16 protein-coding genes are annotated in these 16,795 nt (G+C 69.2%); 14 read left to right on the forward strand and 2 right to left on the reverse strand.

Translation table 11 applies throughout. The annotated features are described in order from the left end of the window. Window positions 1-406 precede the first annotated feature (406 nt). Window positions 407-2,056, forward strand: a complete 1,650-nt coding sequence (locus tag ABD154_RS09405) for a mechanosensitive ion channel (RefSeq protein WP_211978870.1) — start codon at window positions 407-409, stop codon at window positions 2,054-2,056. 970 nt (window positions 2,057-3,026) lie between these two features. Here the strand turns inward: ABD154_RS09405 and ABD154_RS09410 are convergent. After that, a complete protein-coding gene (locus tag ABD154_RS09410) occupies window positions 3,027-3,743 on the reverse strand; it encodes a LysE family translocator (RefSeq protein WP_211978871.1) in 717 nt (238 codons plus the stop codon). A gap of 190 nt (window positions 3,744-3,933) precedes the next feature. On the opposite strand from ABD154_RS09410, the gene ABD154_RS09415 reads away from it, so the two are divergent. The 10 genes from ABD154_RS09415 to ABD154_RS09460 all read left to right on the forward strand — a co-directional run bounded on the left by ABD154_RS09415 (window position 3,934) and on the right by ABD154_RS09460 (window position 12,946). Next, complete coding sequence (locus tag ABD154_RS09415) at window positions 3,934-4,833, forward strand: LysR family transcriptional regulator (protein ID WP_211978872.1); 900 nt, start codon at window positions 3,934-3,936, stop codon at window positions 4,831-4,833. A 217-nt stretch (window positions 4,834-5,050) separates the two neighbouring features. After that, window positions 5,051-6,184, forward strand: coding sequence for a GuaB3 family IMP dehydrogenase-related protein (locus tag ABD154_RS09420; RefSeq protein WP_198499416.1), 1,134 nt, complete (start codon window positions 5,051-5,053; stop codon window positions 6,182-6,184). A 55-nt stretch (window positions 6,185-6,239) separates the two neighbouring features. Continuing rightward, window positions 6,240-7,175 carry an SURF1 family protein gene (locus ABD154_RS09425; protein ID WP_249121023.1) on the forward strand — a complete coding sequence of 312 codons (936 nt, stop codon included), beginning with the start codon at window positions 6,240-6,242 and terminating at the stop codon, window positions 7,173-7,175. Further along, window positions 7,172-7,609 (forward strand): DUF3817 domain-containing protein, encoded by a 438-nt coding sequence (locus tag ABD154_RS09430; RefSeq protein ID WP_137825641.1) that lies wholly within the window; start codon window positions 7,172-7,174, stop codon window positions 7,607-7,609. The genes ABD154_RS09425 and ABD154_RS09430 overlap by 4 nt, the downstream gene beginning before the upstream one ends. Window positions 7,610-7,689: 80 nt before the next feature. Further along, window positions 7,690-9,270 carry a glutamine-hydrolyzing GMP synthase gene (gene guaA / locus ABD154_RS09435; protein ID WP_211978873.1) on the forward strand — a complete coding sequence of 527 codons (1,581 nt, stop codon included), beginning with the start codon at window positions 7,690-7,692 and terminating at the stop codon, window positions 9,268-9,270. A gap of 199 nt (window positions 9,271-9,469) precedes the next feature. Next, the gene (locus ABD154_RS09440; protein WP_211978874.1) at window positions 9,470-10,114 is read left to right on the forward strand and encodes a biotin transporter BioY; all 645 of its coding nucleotides are present in this window, start codon (window positions 9,470-9,472) and stop codon (window positions 10,112-10,114) included. 188 nt (window positions 10,115-10,302) lie between these two features. Beyond that, entirely contained in the window at window positions 10,303-11,016 is a 714-nt protein-coding gene (locus ABD154_RS09445) for an energy-coupling factor ABC transporter ATP-binding protein (protein WP_425546726.1), read from the forward strand. Window positions 11,017-11,173: 157 nt separating this feature from the next. Continuing rightward, on the forward strand, window positions 11,174-11,758 hold the full coding sequence (locus ABD154_RS09450; RefSeq protein ID WP_249121024.1) for a CbiQ family ECF transporter T component: 585 nt from the start codon (window positions 11,174-11,176) through the stop codon (window positions 11,756-11,758). Between the two features lie 91 nt (window positions 11,759-11,849). Then, the gene (locus ABD154_RS09455; protein ID WP_211978876.1) at window positions 11,850-12,404 is read left to right on the forward strand and encodes a cysteine hydrolase family protein; all 555 of its coding nucleotides are present in this window, start codon (window positions 11,850-11,852) and stop codon (window positions 12,402-12,404) included. 200 nt (window positions 12,405-12,604) lie between these two features. Continuing rightward, the gene (locus ABD154_RS09460) at window positions 12,605-12,946 is read left to right on the forward strand and encodes a hypothetical protein (RefSeq protein ID WP_211978877.1); all 342 of its coding nucleotides are present in this window, start codon (window positions 12,605-12,607) and stop codon (window positions 12,944-12,946) included. A gap of 60 nt (window positions 12,947-13,006) precedes the next feature. Here the strand turns inward: ABD154_RS09460 and ABD154_RS09465 are convergent, their stop codons facing one another. After that, the gene (locus tag ABD154_RS09465; protein ID WP_486303275.1) at window positions 13,007-14,188 is read right to left on the reverse strand and encodes a glycosyltransferase family 4 protein; all 1,182 of its coding nucleotides are present in this window, start codon (window positions 14,186-14,188) and stop codon (window positions 13,007-13,009) included. A 191-nt stretch (window positions 14,189-14,379) separates the two neighbouring features. Between ABD154_RS09465 and ABD154_RS09470 the strand changes: the two genes are divergently transcribed. The 3 genes from ABD154_RS09470 (at window position 14,380) to ABD154_RS09480 (ending at window position 16,722) form a co-directional block, all read left to right on the forward strand. Beyond that, on the forward strand, window positions 14,380-15,054 hold the full coding sequence (locus ABD154_RS09470) for a LemA family protein (protein WP_211978879.1): 675 nt from the start codon (window positions 14,380-14,382) through the stop codon (window positions 15,052-15,054). Continuing rightward, a complete protein-coding gene (gene truA, locus ABD154_RS09475) occupies window positions 15,051-15,905 on the forward strand; it encodes a tRNA pseudouridine(38-40) synthase TruA (protein ID WP_211978880.1) in 855 nt (284 codons plus the stop codon). The genes ABD154_RS09470 and truA overlap by 4 nt, the downstream gene beginning before the upstream one ends. 223 nt (window positions 15,906-16,128) lie before the next feature. Continuing rightward, the gene (locus tag ABD154_RS09480) at window positions 16,129-16,722 is read left to right on the forward strand and encodes a DUF1269 domain-containing protein (protein WP_198499408.1); all 594 of its coding nucleotides are present in this window, start codon (window positions 16,129-16,131) and stop codon (window positions 16,720-16,722) included. Window positions 16,723-16,795 lie beyond the last annotated feature (73 nt).

A 16,795-nucleotide genomic window follows, 5' to 3' on the forward strand; every position in this document is an offset into this window, starting at 1 on the left:
ATTGTCTGACGTTTCCGCCGAGGTTATTCCGGTGGCACGTGTGCGATTCCCGCCGGTGCGCGACGATGAGCCGGCACGGTCTCAGTGCCCGGCATTTCGCAGATCGATCTCGGGCCGTCTCCTATTCGCCACCGGCGTCTTCCGTCTCAGGTCAGAGCGGTGCGCGAGGCCCGTCCTCGGGGTGCTGGAAAGCGATCTCGATGCGCAATTGTGATCGCCATATGAACGTCTTGTTAAGGCATTGAAATAAACGCATGAATGCCGCCGCCGTCAATTGCCATTTCGGCCGAAATCCGAGATGAAAGCTGACACACCCTTGTCCGGTGTGCTCCATTCGAATAGGCTCCGAATCAACAAGCGGCAATGACGCCTTGTTAGTCCGCAGAATCCGAAGGAGACAACGGAAATGCAAGACATATGGCCGGTCCTCATCAATGTGGGCCTTGCAATTCTCATTCTCATCGTCACGTGGATCGTCGCCTCGATCGTCAAATGGGCGATCGGCAAGCTCGTGGCCAAGATCCCGGCTCTGCAGAGAGACGGGCACAACGGCCAGCAGATCGGCCGCTCGGTCGGGCAGATCGCGGGCCTCGTCATCTGGATCCTCGGTCTCATCGCGGTACTCCAGCTGTTCGCCCTCGATCAGGTGCTCACGCCGCTGCAGGGACTGGCGAACGGAATCTTCGGGTTCCTGCCGAACATCATCGGCGCCGGTTTCATCTTCCTCATCGGCTACGTGTTCGCGAAGATCGCCAAACAGCTCGTCGTCACCGCCCTCGGCACCGTCGATCTCAGCCGGCTGACCTCGAAGTTCCGGTCGATCGGTGATCGCGCGGTCAGCGTCGCGGACTCCGATGGAGGCTTCCGTCGTCCCGGTGGCACATCGCAGCCGACGGCGAACCTCGACCAGGTCAATCCTCAGGGCGCGCCCATGGGTCAGGGCGGACCGGCGGGACCGGGCCAGCCCGGTGGTCAGCCGCCGCAGGATCAGCCGATGCCGCCGCAGGGTCAGCCCGGCCAGGGTCATCCGGGTCAGGGCCATCCCGGCCAGGGCCATCCGGGCCAGCAGGGCTACGGTCAGCCGGGGCATCCCGGTCAGCAGGGGCACCCCGGCCAGCAGGGACACCCTGGCCAGCAGGGCTACGGTCAGCCGAACGCGCAGGCCGATGCGAACGCTCGGGTGGTCAACCTCGTCGGCAATCTCGTCTTCGGAATCATCATCATCGTCGTCTCGATCGCGGCGCTTCAGGTGCTCGGCATCGCAGCTATCTCCGATCCCGCGCAGCAGATGCTCGAGATGTTCCTCCAGGCGATCCCGCTCATCATCGCCGCGGCGATCCTGCTCACCATCGGCTGGGTGATCGCGAAGTTCCTCGGCAACCTGCTCGAGGAGATCCTCCGCGGTGTCGGCACCGATAAGGCGATCGACTCGATCGGCATCTTCCCCGCGGGCACGAGCGCGTCGTCGGTGATCACGAAGATCGTCCAAGTCGCCATCATGATCTTCTTCGCGATCATGGCCACGAGGATGCTCGGCTTCCCCGAGATCACCAACATCCTCAATGAGATCCTCGCGCTGGGCGGCAGCGTCCTCTTCGGTGCGGTGATCATCGCGGCCGGCTTCCTCATCGCGGCGCTCATCGGAAAGTTCATCACGAACAACATCGCGAGCAAGGTGCTGCGCTATTCGGCGATCGCTCTGTTCATTGCGATGGGCCTGCGCTACATGGGCATCGCGGACTCGATCATCAACCTCGCGTTCGGTGCCGTTGTCATCGGTGGAGCCGCCGCCGCGGCACTCGCCTTCGGCCTCGGCGGTCGAGAGGCCGCAGCACGGCTGCTCGGCAAGGTCGAGGATGAGGCGGCCGACGTCGTCGAGTCCTCGGTCGGCGATCCGACCGGCGACCGCCTCGGCGGTGCGACCGGCCGCGCTCCCGGTGCCGGTCCGGTCGGCGGTGCCGGCCCAGTCGGCGGCGGTGCGGCTCCCGGTGCCGGCCCTGGTACGGGCTCGGTCGGTGACGGCCCCCGCAGCGACGGCCCCAACCACAGCGACTGAACCTCGTCCGGCTCGAGCCGCTCGCCGCATTCTCCGCGGGGGCAGCTCGGCCGGAATGGCAGTCAGCGGCGCCGGTGTCCGAGAGCGATCTCGGGCACCGGCGCCGTTTCGCGCGATGGCGCGCCGGATGTGGCGCTTGCGAAAAGTTGTTCTGCAGGCGAGAAGTTCGGGGCGCGCGGGTTCTGCGGGCCAAAAGTAGAACTGCGGGCGATCAGTCGTCCACAAATCTACTTTTGGCCGACATGGGCCGTGGCGAAGGCGTGTCGTCGCACTGATCGTGTGGCGAGGAGCTGCGCCGTACGGGCAGTGTCGCGGTAGCCGCGGGCCGCAGCACCGACTGTGTAGTGACTGGCTCGCTGTCGCCCCGCCGCGTCGCACCGATCGGCAATGGCGCGCCGCATGTGGCGATGGCGAAAAGGTGTTCGGCAGGCGAAAAGTTCGGGGCGCGCAGGTTCTGCGGGCCAAAAGTAGAACTGCGGGCTTTCAGTCGTCCGCAGTTCTACTTTTGGCCGACATGGGCTGTGGCGAAGGTGTGTCGTCGCACCGATCGTGTTGCGAGGCCGCGCCGCACGGGCGGTGTCTCGCGCGGTAGACGCGGGCCGCAGCGCCGATTGTGTAATGACTGGCTCGCTGTCGCCCGCCGCGTCGCACCGATCGGCAATGGCGCGCCGGATGTGGCGCTGGCGAGAAGTTGTTCTGCTGGCGAGAAGTTCGGGGTGCGCGTGTTCTGCGGGCCAAAAGTAGAACTGCGGGCGTTTAGTTCCCTGCAGTTTTACTTTTGGCCGACAGGGGCCGTGGAGAAGGTGTGTCGCCGCGGCGGACCGTGCGGTGGGGGCTGCGCCGCGCCGCACGGGCAGTGTCGCGGCAGCCGCGGGCCGCAGCGCCGACTGTGTAGCGGCAGACACGACGTTGTCCGGCCATGTCGCACCGACCGCGGCGCACCACCTGCGCCACAACCCCAGCGGGGGCGTCACATGGGGATGGCGGCGACCGTGATGCCCATGACGGCGAGGATGCCGGCGGAGACGGCTTCGATCCAGAAGTCGGTGCTGCGGCGCTGGAGGGCAGCGGCGGCGTATCCGGCGATGAGGGCGAGCAGGATCTGGTAGGCGAGCAGCAGGCCGACGACGATCGCGACGAGGAGCACGTAGTCGGTGCCCGCGGGGGAGGCGGGGACGAGCGTCGGCATGACGGCGAGGAAGAAGAGGCCCGCCTTGGGGTTGGACAGGGAGGAGAGCAGGCCGCGGCGGTAGGAGATGATCGAGGCGAGCTGGCCCCACGGGTGGGCGCCCTTGGCCGGGGCCACCTCGGCGACGAGGTCATCGGCGACGATGTCATCGGTGGCCGCCGCGATCTCGCCGACGGGGCCGAGCGGGGCGGTGCCGCGCAGTTCGCTGCGGATCTTCAGCGCCTGCCGGGCAGCGAGGACGCCGAGGAAGCAGAGGTAGGCACCGCCGACGATCTTGAGCACGAGGAGCGCCGAGGGGTAGGCGGTGAGGAGTGCGGAGATCCCGGTGAGCGCGGCGATCATCCAGATCGTCATGCCGGTCGCCGAACCGAGGGAGTAGATGAGCCCGGCCTTGCGGCGCAGTGCCGAGAGACGCACGGTGAGGATCGTCTCGGGTCCGGGGGTGACCGCGAGAACGGTGGCGGCGCCGGCGATGGTGATGAGCTCAGGACCGGTCATGGGACTCCTGTCGGGGTGGTGGTGCGAGTGCTGGCGAGGACGAACGAGCCGGATGCCGGCCGATTGCGGCCGAGACGCGGCGGCGCGAATCACGCCGATGACCAGTCTGCCGCAGAAAAAGCGTTGCGAAAAGCAATCATTCTCAAACGATCATCAGGCGGCACCGAACGATCTCGGCTACCCTGGACGGATGTGGGACCTCCAGCGCCTGCGCGTGTGGCGGGCCGTCGTCGCGACCGGCTCGGTCGTCGCCGCCGCGCGCAGCCTCAACTACACCCCGGCCACTGTGAGCCAGCACATCACGACTCTGCAGAAGGCGGTCGGCGCCGAGCTCTACCGCCGGTCGGGACGCGGGATCGAGATCACCGAACTCGGGCGCCGCCTCGCCGAGGAGTCCTCCGACGTCTTCACCGGCCTCGGCCGCCTCGACGGCCTCGTCGAGAGCTTTAGCGCCGTCCACCGCCCGCGGATGCGCATCGCGGCGTTCACCTCCTTCAACGCCGTCCTCCTGCCCGACATCATCGGCCCCGTCGCCCTCGAACACGAGGACCTGCGCTTCGACATCCAGCTCAACGAACCGGCGAAGGTCCGCCGCAGCCACTGCACGATCGAGATCCGCAACGAGGTCCCCCAGGACGAGGAGGGCAGCCTGCCGGGGATGTCGCGGACCGTGCTCTTCGACGACGACTACCGGGTCGTCGTCTCCGAACGCCATCCCTTCGCCGGCCGCGACTTCGTGCCGTTCAAGGAGCTCGCCGACGAACGCTGGGTCAACTACGACCTGTGGAACGGTCCGACGAGCCGCGTCGTCGATCTCGCGTGCGCTGCCGCAGGATTCGAGCCGACGATGTTCGCCGCCTCCGAGGACGACTACGCCGCACTCGCCCTCGTCGCGGCGAACCTCGCCGTGACCGTGCTGCCCCGGCTCTCGACCGAGCACCTGCCGCCCGGCCTCGTCGCCGTCGACCTCACCGACCCCACCCCGGTGCGCCGCGTCGTCATGCACGTCCGTGACCGTGAAGCCCACCTGCCGCACGTGCGGGCCTTCGCCTCCGCCGCCGAGGCGGTCGCCGCCGACCGCTTCCCCTGAACAGTCGTCCGGCTTCCCCCGGACACCGCACCCCGGACTGCGGTTGGGGCGCTCCCCGAGGTGGATCCCGCTCGACTTCGCGGCGAAAATCGAGCGGGATCCACCTCCGGGAGGCAATTCCCACGGCCGCGCCCCGGCACCGACCCGCCTCGGCAGCCGCTGCCTCCCTCACAGTCGGCTGAGACCTCCTGAGAGTCCGGTGGGATAGGCTGTGCGCGTGAGTTCTGAAATCGAGATCGGCAAAGGCAAGCGCGGTCGTCGGGGCTATTCGCTCGACGACATCGCCATCATCCCCGCACGTCGCACCCGCGATCCCGAGGATGTCTCCCTGTCCTGGCAGATCGACGCCTACCACTTCGAGCTGCCGTTCATCGGCGCGCCCATGGACTCGGCGATGTCACCGGACACCGCCATCGCGCTCGGGCGCCTCGGCGGTCTCGGCGTCCTCGACCTCGAGGGCCTGTGGACCCGCTACGACGATCCCGCCCCGCTGCTCGCCGAGATCGCCCAGCTGCCCTCGGACATGGCGACCTCCCGGATGCAGGAGCTCTACTCCGCCCCGATCCGCGCCGACCTCATCACCGCCCGCCTCGCGGAGATCCGCGACGCCGGCGTCACCGTCGCCGGGGCCCTGACCCCGCAGCGCACGCAGCAGTTCTACAAGACGGTCGTCGATGCCGGTGTCGACATCTTCGTCATCCGCGGCACGACCGTCTCGGCCGAACACGTCTCCTCCCAGGCCGAGCCGCTCAACCTCAAGCAGTTCATCTACGAACTCGACGTCCCCGTCATCGTCGGCGGGGCCGCCACGTACACCGCCGCCCTCCACCTCATGCGCACGGGCGCTGCCGGCGTCCTCGTCGGCTTCGGCGGGGGAGCGGCGGCGACGACGCGGCGCACGCTCGGCATCCACGCCCCGATGGCCACCGCGATCGCCGACGTCCACGCCGCCCGCCGCGACTACATGGACGAATCCGGCGGCCGCTACGTCCACGTCATCGCCGACGGCGGTCTGGGCACGAGCGGCGAGATCGTCAAGGCCTTCGGCGTCGGCGCCGACGCCGTCATGCTCGGCACCGCGCTCGCCCGCGCCACCGAAGCCCCCGGCCGCGGCATGCACTGGGGTGCCGAAGCCCACCACCCCGAGCTGCCCCGCGGCCACCGCGTCGAACTCGGCACGGTCGGCAGCCTCGAGCAGGTCCTCTTCGGCCCCGGTCGCACCGCGATCGGCGAACTCAACCTCGCCGGTGCCCTGCGCCGGGCGCTCGCCACGACCGGTTACGTCGACCTCAAGGAGTTCCAGCGCGTCGACGTCACCGTGTCCCCGTACCAGCCTGGATCGGTGGTCTGATCTGTTCCGTCTGGCACTGACTCCCAAATGGCTGGGGTCCCTGGTCTTCGTCCTCGTGCTCGTCAGCTGCTTCGTCGGCCTGTCGGCCTGGCAGGTCGACCGTGCCCAGCACAAGAACGACGTCGTCTCGGCGACCGACATCGATGAGACGAAGGACTTCAACGAGGTGATGGGCGCTCAGGCTCCGATGCCCGGCATCCTCGCCGACCAGCGCGTCAGCCTCACCGGCCGGTGGCTGCCCGACGACCAGGTCGTCGTCCCGGGGCGGATCAACGACGGCGAGGAGGGCTTCTGGGTGGTCACGATGTTCGCCCCCGACGACGCCCGCCTCGGCGAGGGAGCCGTCGCGGACACGACCGGCAAGACGATCGCGATCCCCGTCCTCCGCGGCTTCACCACCGACGAGGAGACGGCGATGAACTCGCGGGCCCTCGAGGGTCCGGTCGCCCTCGAAGCGCGCATCGGCCCCGTCGAGGGACCTGAACCCGGCACCGGTCTGCCCGATGGACAGGTGAAGACCGTCTCGACCTCCCAGCTCATCAACCTCTTCCCCGACCTGCTCACGTACTCCGGCTTCCTCATGCCCGAGACCGCGACCGGGGCGGCCGCCTCGGTGGGCACCGGAGGACTGACCCAGGTCGACACGACGACGACCCGTGACGAGGGCGGCTTCGACGTCCAGTCCGCGGTCTACGCGATCGAATGGCTGATCTTCGCCGGCATGGCCCTCTACATGTGGTGGCAGCTGCTGCGTGACGACTATGTCAGGACCCGCCTCGGCGAGGCCGGGGGCAGTGCGAAGGATCCGCAGGCCGGCGGCGACTACGTCATCGTCAAACCCGCAGGCCAAGCCCGGATCGACCCCGAGGTGATGTCCGGGCTGACCGGACTGCCCGCCCACCGGCACGGTGGAGCGAAACCGCGCAGAGCCGACAGCCAGACCCAGCCCTCCCCGACTGCCAGCACCACGACCGAAGGACCCGAAGCGTGAGCGACCACCCCGAGAACCTCGATTCCCGCCCCGAGGTCGACGAGTCGAACCTGTGGAGCGTCAAGCGCTTCACCTCGGCGCGCAATGCCCTGAAGTTCTACCGTGTCATGGCGATCATCACCGGCACGATGCTGATGATCCTCACGGTCGAGATGATCTACAAGTACCTCATCGCCCCGGACCCGTCGACGGCGCTGATGTTCGGTGACTTCAATCTCGCCGCGGCGATCGCGATCAGCCACGGCTGGTGCTATGTCGTCTACCTCATCGGCTGCTTCTGGCTCAATCAGCAGATGCGCTGGAGCCTCGGCCGCTACCTCATCCTCGCCCTCGCCGGCGTCGTCCCGGTGATGTCGTTCATCCTCGAACGCCGCATCCACCGCCAGGTCGAAGCCGAGCTCGCCGCCGCCGTCGTCGTCGCTCCCAGGAGCTGAGGACCCCCGCCGAGGCGGTCGCCGGGTTCCGTCCGGAGCCGGCGATCCGGTGCGTCCCGCCGTTGATTAGACTTGGGGGCATGACGAACCCCCAGAGCACACAGGTGCCTCCTGTTCTCGTGGTCGATTTCGGCGCGCAGTACGCGCAGCTCATCGCCCGCCGGATCCGTGAGGCGGGACTGTATTCCGAGATCATCGCCCATGACGCCCCGGCGGCCGAGTTCGCGGCCAAGAACCCCGTGGCCATCGTGCTCTCCGGCGGACCCTCGAGCGTCAACGACGAAGCGGCGCCGCCCTTCGACGAGGCGGTCTTCGACCTCGGTGTCCCGACGATGGGCATCTGCTACGGGTTCCAGCTCATGTCGACGAGCCTCGGCGGTCGCGTTGCAAAGACCGACAAGCGCGAGTACGGCTCGACCCCGGTCGCCGTCGCCGACCAGGGGGCGCTGCTCGCCGAGACCCCCGACGCCTACACCGTGTGGATGTCCCACGGGGACTCCGTCGCCGAGGCGCCCGCGGACTTCACCGTCCTCGCCTCGACCCCTGACACCCCGGTCGCGGCCTTCGAGCACCCCGAGCGGAAGTTCGCCGGCGTCCAGTGGCACCCGGAGGTCCTCCACTCCGAGAACGGGCAGAAGATCCTCGAGAACTTCCTCTACCGGGTCGCCGGTCTCGAAGCCGACTGGACGAACGAGTCCGTCATCGACGAACAGGTCGACCTCATCCGCCAGCAGGTCGGGGACAAGCAGGTCATCTGCGCGCTCTCCGGCGGTGTCGACTCCTCGGTCGCCGCCGCGCTCGTCCACAAGGCGATCGGCGATCAGCTCACCTGCGTCTTCGTCGACCACGGACTGCTGCGCGAAGGCGAACGGGAACAGGTCGAGAACGACTACGTCAACTCGATCGGCGTCCGCCTCGTCACCGTCGACGCCCGTGAGCGGTTCCTCAAGGAGCTCGCCGGGGTCACCGACCCGGAGGAGAAGCGCAAGATCATCGGGCGCGAATTCATCCGCACCTTCGAGACCGCCGCCGCCGACCTCGTCCTCGAGGCCAAGGACGAAGGCGAGGAGATCGGCTTCCTCGTCCAGGGCACGCTCTACCCCGACGTCGTCGAATCCGGCGGCGGGTCGGGCACGGCGAACATCAAGAGCCACCACAACGTCGGCGGGCTGCCCGAGGACATCCAGTTCCAGCTCATCGAGCCCCTGCGCGCCCTGTTCAAGGACGAGGTGCGCGCGATCGGCCGTGAGCTCGGCGTGCCCGAGGTCATCGTCTCCCGCCAGCCCTTCCCGGGACCGGGCCTGGGCATCCGCATCATCGGCGAGGTCACCGAGGAGCGGCTTGCGATCCTCCGCCGGGCCGATGCGATCGCCCGTGAGGAGCTGACGAAGGCCGGCCTCGACGGTGAGATCTGGCAGTGCCCGGTCGTCCTCCTCGCCGATGTCCGCTCGGTCGGCGTCCAGGGTGACGGCCGCACGTACGGCCACCCCGTCGTCCTCCGACCGGTCTCGAGCGAGGATGCGATGACCGCCGACTGGACTCGGATCCCCTATGACACGCTCTCGGTGATCTCGAACCGGATCACCAACGAGGTCGATGACATCAACCGCGTCGTCCTCGACGTCACCTCGAAGCCTCCGGGCACGATCGAATGGGAGTGAGCGCCGTCCGTGTGGGGTGACCTCGGGCGTCCACGGGTGCCGAGTCAAGCGCTGAGTCGAGCGCTGGGTCGGGCTCTGAGTCGGGCAGTGCCAAGAAGCGGAGCGCGATCTGTGCCCTGCCGACAACTCCTGAACGGTGTTCAGCTACAGTGGGGTCAGCCCGGGTGAGGCCCGGGACGACCCGACCGTTGGAGAACCCATGACCCACGCAGACAGCACCGCCGCCGCGGGCACCGCTTCGCTCAAGACCCCGAGCCGGGCCGGCGACATCGCGCTCATCGCCGTCTTCGCCGCCCTGCTCGCGGCGTTCGCGATGCTGCCCCCGATCCCCGTCGGTCCGGTGGGCGTGCCGATCACCCTGCAGACCTTCGCCGTGGCGCTGTGCGGCCTCGTCCTCGGCCCGTGGCGCGGCGCCGCCGCCGTCGGACTCTACGTCGTCCTCGGGCTGCTCGGACTGCCGATCTTCTCGGGGATGCGCGGCGGCATCGCCGTGCTCGCCGGCCCGATCGCCGGCTACATCATCTCCTTCACCCTCTACGCGCTGGCCGCCGGATTCGTCGCCCGCTGGGCGCTGCGCCGCTACCGGGGCGTGGCCCTGTGGGTCGCGATGTTCCTCGGCTCCCTTGGCGCGAGCTTCCTGCTCAACCACCCGCTCGGCATCCTCGGCATGTCGATCAACGGCGACCTCCCGCTCGGCGTCGCCTTCGCCGCTGACCTCATCTACTGGCCCGGTGACATCATCAAGAACATCCTCGCGGTGTCCGTGGCCCTCCTCATTCACCGGGCCTTCCCCGACATCCTCCGCCGCCGAGGCGTCCGCCCCCAGATCCCGGACGCCGTGTGATCTTCCGCCGCTGCTCATCATCGAACGCCCCACCGCCCGCCGAGGCGGTGCCCGGGTCCGCCGCAGACCCCGGGTCCGCCTCGGGCTCGGATGATCCGCGGTCGGCCGCCTCGGTGCCGGCCGGATCCACCGCCTCGGTGCCGGCCGGATCCACCCCTGCCCCGGCGGGGGACCGCCGGGAGATCTCCCTGTCCGGGGTGACGGTCGGGGTCGTCGACGACACCCCCACCGGGGATGCCTTCCGGCCGATCCTCACCGACATCGACCTGCGGCTCACCGAGCCCGCGGTCGCCGTCATCGGGGCGAACGGGTCGGGCAAGTCGACCCTGCTCCAGCTGCTCAACGGACTCGTCACCGCGAACGCCGGACAGGTCCTCATCGACGGCATCGATCCCGCCCGGCGGCCGGGCGAAGTGCGCTCCCACGTCGGCTTCGTCTTCACCGACCCGGCCGCACAGCTCGTCATGCCGACCCCGCTCGAGGACATCGAGCTCTCCCTGCGCCGCCGCGTACCCAAGCGCGAACGCCGGGCGGCTGCTCTCGCCGTGCTCGACGAACTCGGGATCGCCGACCTCGCCGACCGCAGCGTCTACGAGCTCTCCGGCGGGCAGCGGCAGCTCGTCGCCCTCGCCGCCGTCCTCGCCGTCGACCCGCAGATCCTCGTCCTCGACGAACCGACGACCCTGCTCGACCTGCGCAATCGGGAGCGGCTGCGCGCGCGGCTGAACGACCTCGTGGCCCGGCGCGGCGTCCGCATCATCGTCTCCACTCACGACCTCGAATTCGCCGGGATCGCCGACCGTGCCATCGTCGTCGAAGCCGGGCGCATCGCCCACGACGGCACCCCCGCCGAGGCGGTCGCAGCCTACCGGGACATCGTCATGAGCGAGACCCATGACTGAGGCCCGGCAGACTGGAACTGGGCAGACCCAGGGAAGGCAGACCCAGGGAGGGCAGACCCAGGGAGGGCAGGCTCGTTCTGGCCGTGAACAGGCCGACCGAGTCCGGGCTGGCCGCACCCGGGCCGGGGTCCGGCGCCGCCCCCAGCTCTTCGGAACGGTGAGCCGACAGCGGGGCTGGCTGCACGGGGTGCCGACGGGGTGGAAGCTCGCAGCGATCGCCGTCATCGGTCTCGTCGCGCTGATCTTCCGCGACCCGATCATCAACTGGTCGATCTTCGCCGTCCTCGTCCTCGTCGGCTTCAACGCCCGCCTGCCCCTCCGGCGATTCGCCCTGACCTGGGCGTATGCGGCGGTTCTCGTCATCATCGTCATGGTCCTCCAGTTCTTCTTCGGGACCCTGCAGGCCGGTCTGGCCGTGGCCGGAACCGTCTTCGCCTGCGTCCAGGCGGCGCTGCTGCTCACCCTGACGACGACCGTCGGCCAGCTCCTCGACGCGTTCGCGGCGATCGTCTCCCCGCTGCGCCGCCTCGGCGTCGACACCGAGGTCATCGCCCTGACCGCCGGACTCATGGTCCGCGCCATCTCGCACATCTCGGGGCTGCTGACCGATGCCGATCGGGCCGCCCGCGCCCGCGGACTCGAGACGAGCCTCAAGGCCCGAGTCGTGCCCGCGATCCTCCGATCGGTGAAATACGCGCAGGACACAGGTCGCGCCCTCGACGCCCGCGGCATCGTCGACTGATCGCCAGCAGAGACGCCACCGCGCTGACGTGTCCTCCGGAGTACCGTCGGAACCAGCGGGGCGAGTGACCCCGCGCAGAGGGGAGATGCACATGAGCGACCACACCGGCACCGTCCTGCTGGCCATGGACTTCCAGAACGGCATCGCCGGGCCCTTCGCCGAGGCCGAGGTCGTCGCCCGTGCCAAGGACGCGATCGCCCACGCCAGGCAGGTCGGGATTCCCGTCGTCTGGGTGCACGTGGCGCTGCGACCCGGCTATCCGGAGCTGCCCGAGACCTCACCGTTCATGCGCATCGCCTCCCACGGCGACCTGTCCGAGGAGAGCGCGGCGACGCAGATCCTCGATGCCATGGGACGCCGAGACGATGAGCTGCTCGTGACGAAGCGCCGCGTCGGGGCATTCAGCGGCAGCGACCTCGCCGAGGTGCTCCGGGGACTGGGAGCCACCGAGCTCGTCCTCTCCGGGATCGCCACCCGCGGCGTCATCCTCGCCACGATGCGGCAGGCCGCCGACCTCGACTATCCCGTGACGATCCTCGCCGACGCCTGCGCCGACCGCGACGAGGAGGTCCACCGGGTCCTCATCGAGAAGGTGCTGCCGTGGCAGGCCGATGTCGTCACCGTCGACGAGTGGATCGGGAAGTAACGCCCCTGCCATCGAGACGGACACTTCGCGTCGAGACCGGCACTGACAACTGTCGGTCTCGACGCGAAGTGTCCGTCTCGATTTCAGGGAGACCCAAGCTGCGGCCCATGACCTGCGGGTTGAGCCGCCGCGAGCACGCGAATCCGTGTGTGCGTGGTCCTGTTACGGTGGAAGCGGACCGCAACCGAAGAGAGGATCGCATGCCCTTGGTCATCATCGCCGCTCTGTTCCTCTCCGTCATCAGCGTCGGCCGCAACGGACAGAGCGTGCCCGAGACCGCGAGCGCATTGTCATCCGTCCAGGTCATCGCCGCAATCCTCGCTGGTGCGGGACTGTGGGTGAGCCTGCGGCGGAAGGTTCGAGCAGTCCCGGCCGACCGGTTCGCGCTCCTCGGGGCTCTCGTCTGTCTCGTCGTCATGATGACCCTCAGCAGCGGCATCGTCTCGCCGATCGCGATCTACGCCACTGCGCTGCCCCTTTCGTTCTACGTCGCGTGGCTGGTCACCCGTGCGCAGGGCGCGAACGCTGACGGCACGGAGTGAGCCGCAGCCGGGTGCGTTGGCCGGGTGCGCAGCCTGCCACCGGCACTGGCGGCCGGATCGTCAGCGGGTCGAGGTGCCCTCCGCGCCCGCCCAGGCGAGGACGTTGAAGCTGCGGCCCATCACCTGCGGGGTGGGATTCTCGATCGCGCGGGAGTAGTGGCCGACGAGCTGGGAGCACACGCTCTTCCACGAGCGGGACAGCACCTGCTGGCGTCCGGCGACGCCGAAGGCCCGGCGCTTGGCCTCGTCGCCGAGGAGATCGACGACGTGCTGGCGCATCGCGGCGAGGTCCTTCGGCGCATACAGCCACCCGGTGTGCGAGGAGTCGACGAGGTCGAGGGGACCGCCGCGGGCGGGAGCGATGACCGGCACTTCCGAGGCCATAGCCTCCTGGATCGTCTGGCAGAACGTCTCGAGCTCACCGGGAGCGACCATGAGATCGAAGCTCGCGACCGCCTGGGCGAGGGCGTCCCCGCCGAGGAAGCCCGCGAAGTGCGCCTTCGGCAGCAGACGCTCGAGCTTCGACCGCCACGGACCGTCGCCGACGATGACGAGCTTGGCATCGGGCACATCGGCGAGCACGCTGAGGTCCTCGACCTGCTTCTCCGCGGCGAGGCGACCGACGAAGCCGATGATCCGCTCCCCGTTCGGAGCCACCGAGCGCCGCCACTGCTCGGAGCGGTGGCTGGGGTCGAAGCGGCTCGAGTCGACTCCGCGGGCCCAGTGATCGACCTCGGCGACGCCGAGGCCCTGGAGCTGCGCGATCGTGTACGACGACGGTGCGAGCGTGAGGGAGGCGTGCTGGTGGATGTTGCGCACGTGGGTCCACAGCATCGCCTCGATGCCGTGCATCCCGTAGCGCGCGGCGTAGGCGGGCACCTCGGTCTGGTAGATCGCCACGGTCGGCAGGTCGAGGCTCTGCGCGGCGAGCACCCCGCGCCAGCCGAGGACGAAGGGACTGGCGAGATGGACGACGTCGGGGGCGAACTTCTCGAGCAGACGCCGGATGCGGGTGACGCCGCCGGGAGCGACGCGGATGCGCCGATACTTCGGCAGGGCGATCGAGGGGACGCGCACGATCCTCGCCCCCGACACCTCCTTGGGGCCGTCGCGGCGAGTGCCCGGAGCGATGACGAGGACCTCGTCGCCGCGATCGGACAGATGCTCGAGGACCCGCAGGAGTGAGTGGGTGACCCCGTTCATGTTGGGGAGGAAGGATTCTGCAATGATCGCTACTCTCACAGCACTCAGTCCACGCCGCCAGAGTGAAGACACGGCGACGGACAGGCGACGTGTCGGCGACCACTGTCGGAAATCGACCCGGCCAGGTGACCGGGGGTCGACGCGTTCGCGACGAGGGTGAACCCTGCGTAAACTTGAACCGCCGAGGCGGTGGCCGGCACCTCGGTCGACCGCACGTGAGAGGAGCCCGGGTGTTCTGGACCATCGTCACCGCCGGTGCGGTCTCGGTTCTCGTCGTCGCCGCGGTCATGCTCATCATCCTCCGGTTCAACCAGCTCTCGATGGCCCGCTCCCTCTGCGACGAGGCGAAACGTCAGCTCGTCGTCGAACTCCGCGCCCGTCATGCCCTTGTCCCCGCCTATCTCGGGACCCTCCAGCAGGTGACGACGCGCGATCTCGCCCCGCTCGAACTCGCGCTCGCCTCCGCCGAACGCGCCCCGTTCGGCCCCCGCGGCGCGGCCGCGGAGAACGCCCTGACGGCGGAGATCAACGATGCCGCCGCCCTCCCGGGACGCCGCGCCGAGGCGACCGGCGGACCCGACGCCTCAACGGGGATGCGCGACGAACTCGACATGACCGTCCAGCTGCTCCACGGTCAGCTCAGCGTCCTCTCCGAGCGCATCATCGCCGTCTCCCGGCTCTACAACGCCAACGTCGACCGCTACCACCACCAGCGCCGCCGCACGCTCTCGCGCCTCTTCGGTCGGGTCTTCACCCCGCGGGAGCACTTCACCGAGGCGCTCGCGGACTCCGCCGTGCCCCGCACAACGGACAGGACAGTGACCCGCGGACCGGGGACGACCACCTCGGCGCGCGATGCGGACAGCGCCGACCAGGGACCGGAACGGGGAGTGGTCGAGGCGTGACCCGCTTCCGCCTCGACCTCGGCTACCGGGGCACGGACTTCCACGGCTGGGCGAAGCAGCCGGGCCTGCGCACCGTGCAGGGCAGCCTTGAGGACGGGCTCGCCCGGGTCACCGGCACCGAGGTGGCCACCGTCGTCGCCGGCCGCACCGACGCCGGCGTCCACGCCCGGCGTCAGGTCGTCCACATCGACGTCGACGAGGCCGGCCTGGCCAAGCTCATCGGACGGTCGGGGCGCTCACCGGAGCAGGCCCTGCTCTCGCGCCTGCGCGGGGTGCTCACCGTCGACGGCTCCGACGACCTCGTCATCCACGCCGTGACCGAGGTGCCCGCCGACTTCGACGCCCGCTTCTCCGCACTGTGGCGCTCCTACCAGTACCGTCTCGCCGACCACCGGTCGTTCCTCGACCCGCTGCTCACCGCGATGACGCCCCGGCACAAGGGGGAGCTCGATGCCGAGGCGATGGCCGAGGCCGCGCACGAGGCGCGCGGACTCCACGACTTCCTCCCGTTCTGCAAGCCCCGGGACGGGGCGACGACGATCCGCACCCTCCACGACCTCGATGTCGCCCGCGACCAAGACGCCGTCATCACGATCGACCTCCGCGCCGACGCGTTCTGCCATCACATGGTCCGCGCGCTCGTCGGCGGCCTCATCCGCGTCGGGTCGGGGGCGTGGCCGGTGACCCGGCCCGCGGAACTCCTCGCCGAGGCGGACGCCGGGATCACCGCGACCGGACCGATGCACGTCACCCCGGCCCACGGTCTCGTCCTCACCGGGGTCGGCTACCCGGATCCGGCCGACTACGCGGCCCGGGCCGCGCAGACGATGGCCCGCCGCGACCTCGGCTGAGCAGGAGCCGGGTCGGTCGAGCAACGACCGGGTCGGCTGAGCAGCGGCCGGGTCGGTCGAGCGACTCTGACCGCCCCCTGGGAAAACAATCCGTCTTGATGACCCGTCATTGACCCTTTACTACAGGGATGGTGGAGTTCTCAGTACCCCACCGACCCCGATGGGGCGTTCCATCCCCACCCTCGCGGCTGACCGAGCCGCGTGGAGAAAGCAGGTGCGTGTCATGTCAGAAACCAACATCATTCTCCTCACCTGGGACAACTCAGGATCCGCCTATGAAGCCTTCAGCAAGTTCCGCGACCTCGACTCCGAGGCGCTCTCGATCGTCGCCTCGGCGGTCGTCGAACGCAATGACAAGGGCCAGCTGCGGGTCACCGACGGTCAGGACAACGACCTCGGCCTCTCGACCCTCGGCGGGGGCGGCATCGGCGCGCTCATCGGCGTCCTCGGCGGACCGCTCGGGATGCTCCTCGGCTTCGCCGCCGGTGCGCTCATCGGCTCGACGGTCGACGCGGAGCGCTCCTTCGACGCCGAGGACGCGCTCTCCGTGTTCAGTGCGGCTCTGCCGGCGGGGAAGACCGGTGTGATCGCCGAGGTCGTCGAATCCGATCCCACCGTCCTCGACGACTTCGCGAAGTCGACCGGTGCGACGCTGCTGCGCCGTCCCGAGGACGAAGTGCTCGACGAGGTCGCCGCGGCCGAGGACGCCGCCTACGCCGCCGCCGAAGCCGCGCGTCAGAAGGTCAAGGAGGAGAAGAAGGCCGAACGCAAGGAGAAGCGCCAGGAGCGCATCGACAAGATCAAGGCGAAGCTCTGAGCCCGACTTATGCTGAGCCTGGCTCGCGCAGAGCCGGACTCGCACTGAGTCTGGCTCGCGCTGGGCCCGACTC

It is taken from the genome of Brevibacterium sanguinis, from assembly GCF_039528855.1.
Classification (GTDB): domain Bacteria; phylum Actinomycetota; class Actinomycetes; order Actinomycetales; family Brevibacteriaceae; genus Brevibacterium; species Brevibacterium sanguinis.

Coding starts and splice junctions, on each gene's coding strand:
- ABD154_RS09405 (WP_211978870.1), top strand. CDS start 407: ATGCAAGACATATGGCCGGTCCTCATCAATGTGGGCCTTGCAATTCTC.
- ABD154_RS09410 (WP_211978871.1), bottom strand. CDS start 3,743: ATGACCGGTCCTGAGCTCATCACCATCGCCGGCGCCGCCACCGTTCTC.
- ABD154_RS09415 (WP_211978872.1), top strand. CDS start 3,934: ATGTGGGACCTCCAGCGCCTGCGCGTGTGGCGGGCCGTCGTCGCGACC.
- guaA (WP_211978873.1), top strand. CDS start 7,690: ATGACGAACCCCCAGAGCACACAGGTGCCTCCTGTTCTCGTGGTCGAT.
- ABD154_RS09440 (WP_211978874.1), top strand. CDS start 9,470: ATGACCCACGCAGACAGCACCGCCGCCGCGGGCACCGCTTCGCTCAAG.
- ABD154_RS09455 (WP_211978876.1), top strand. CDS start 11,850: ATGAGCGACCACACCGGCACCGTCCTGCTGGCCATGGACTTCCAGAAC.
- ABD154_RS09460 (WP_211978877.1), top strand. CDS start 12,605: ATGCCCTTGGTCATCATCGCCGCTCTGTTCCTCTCCGTCATCAGCGTC.
- ABD154_RS09480 (WP_198499408.1), top strand. CDS start 16,129: ATGTCAGAAACCAACATCATTCTCCTCACCTGGGACAACTCAGGATCC.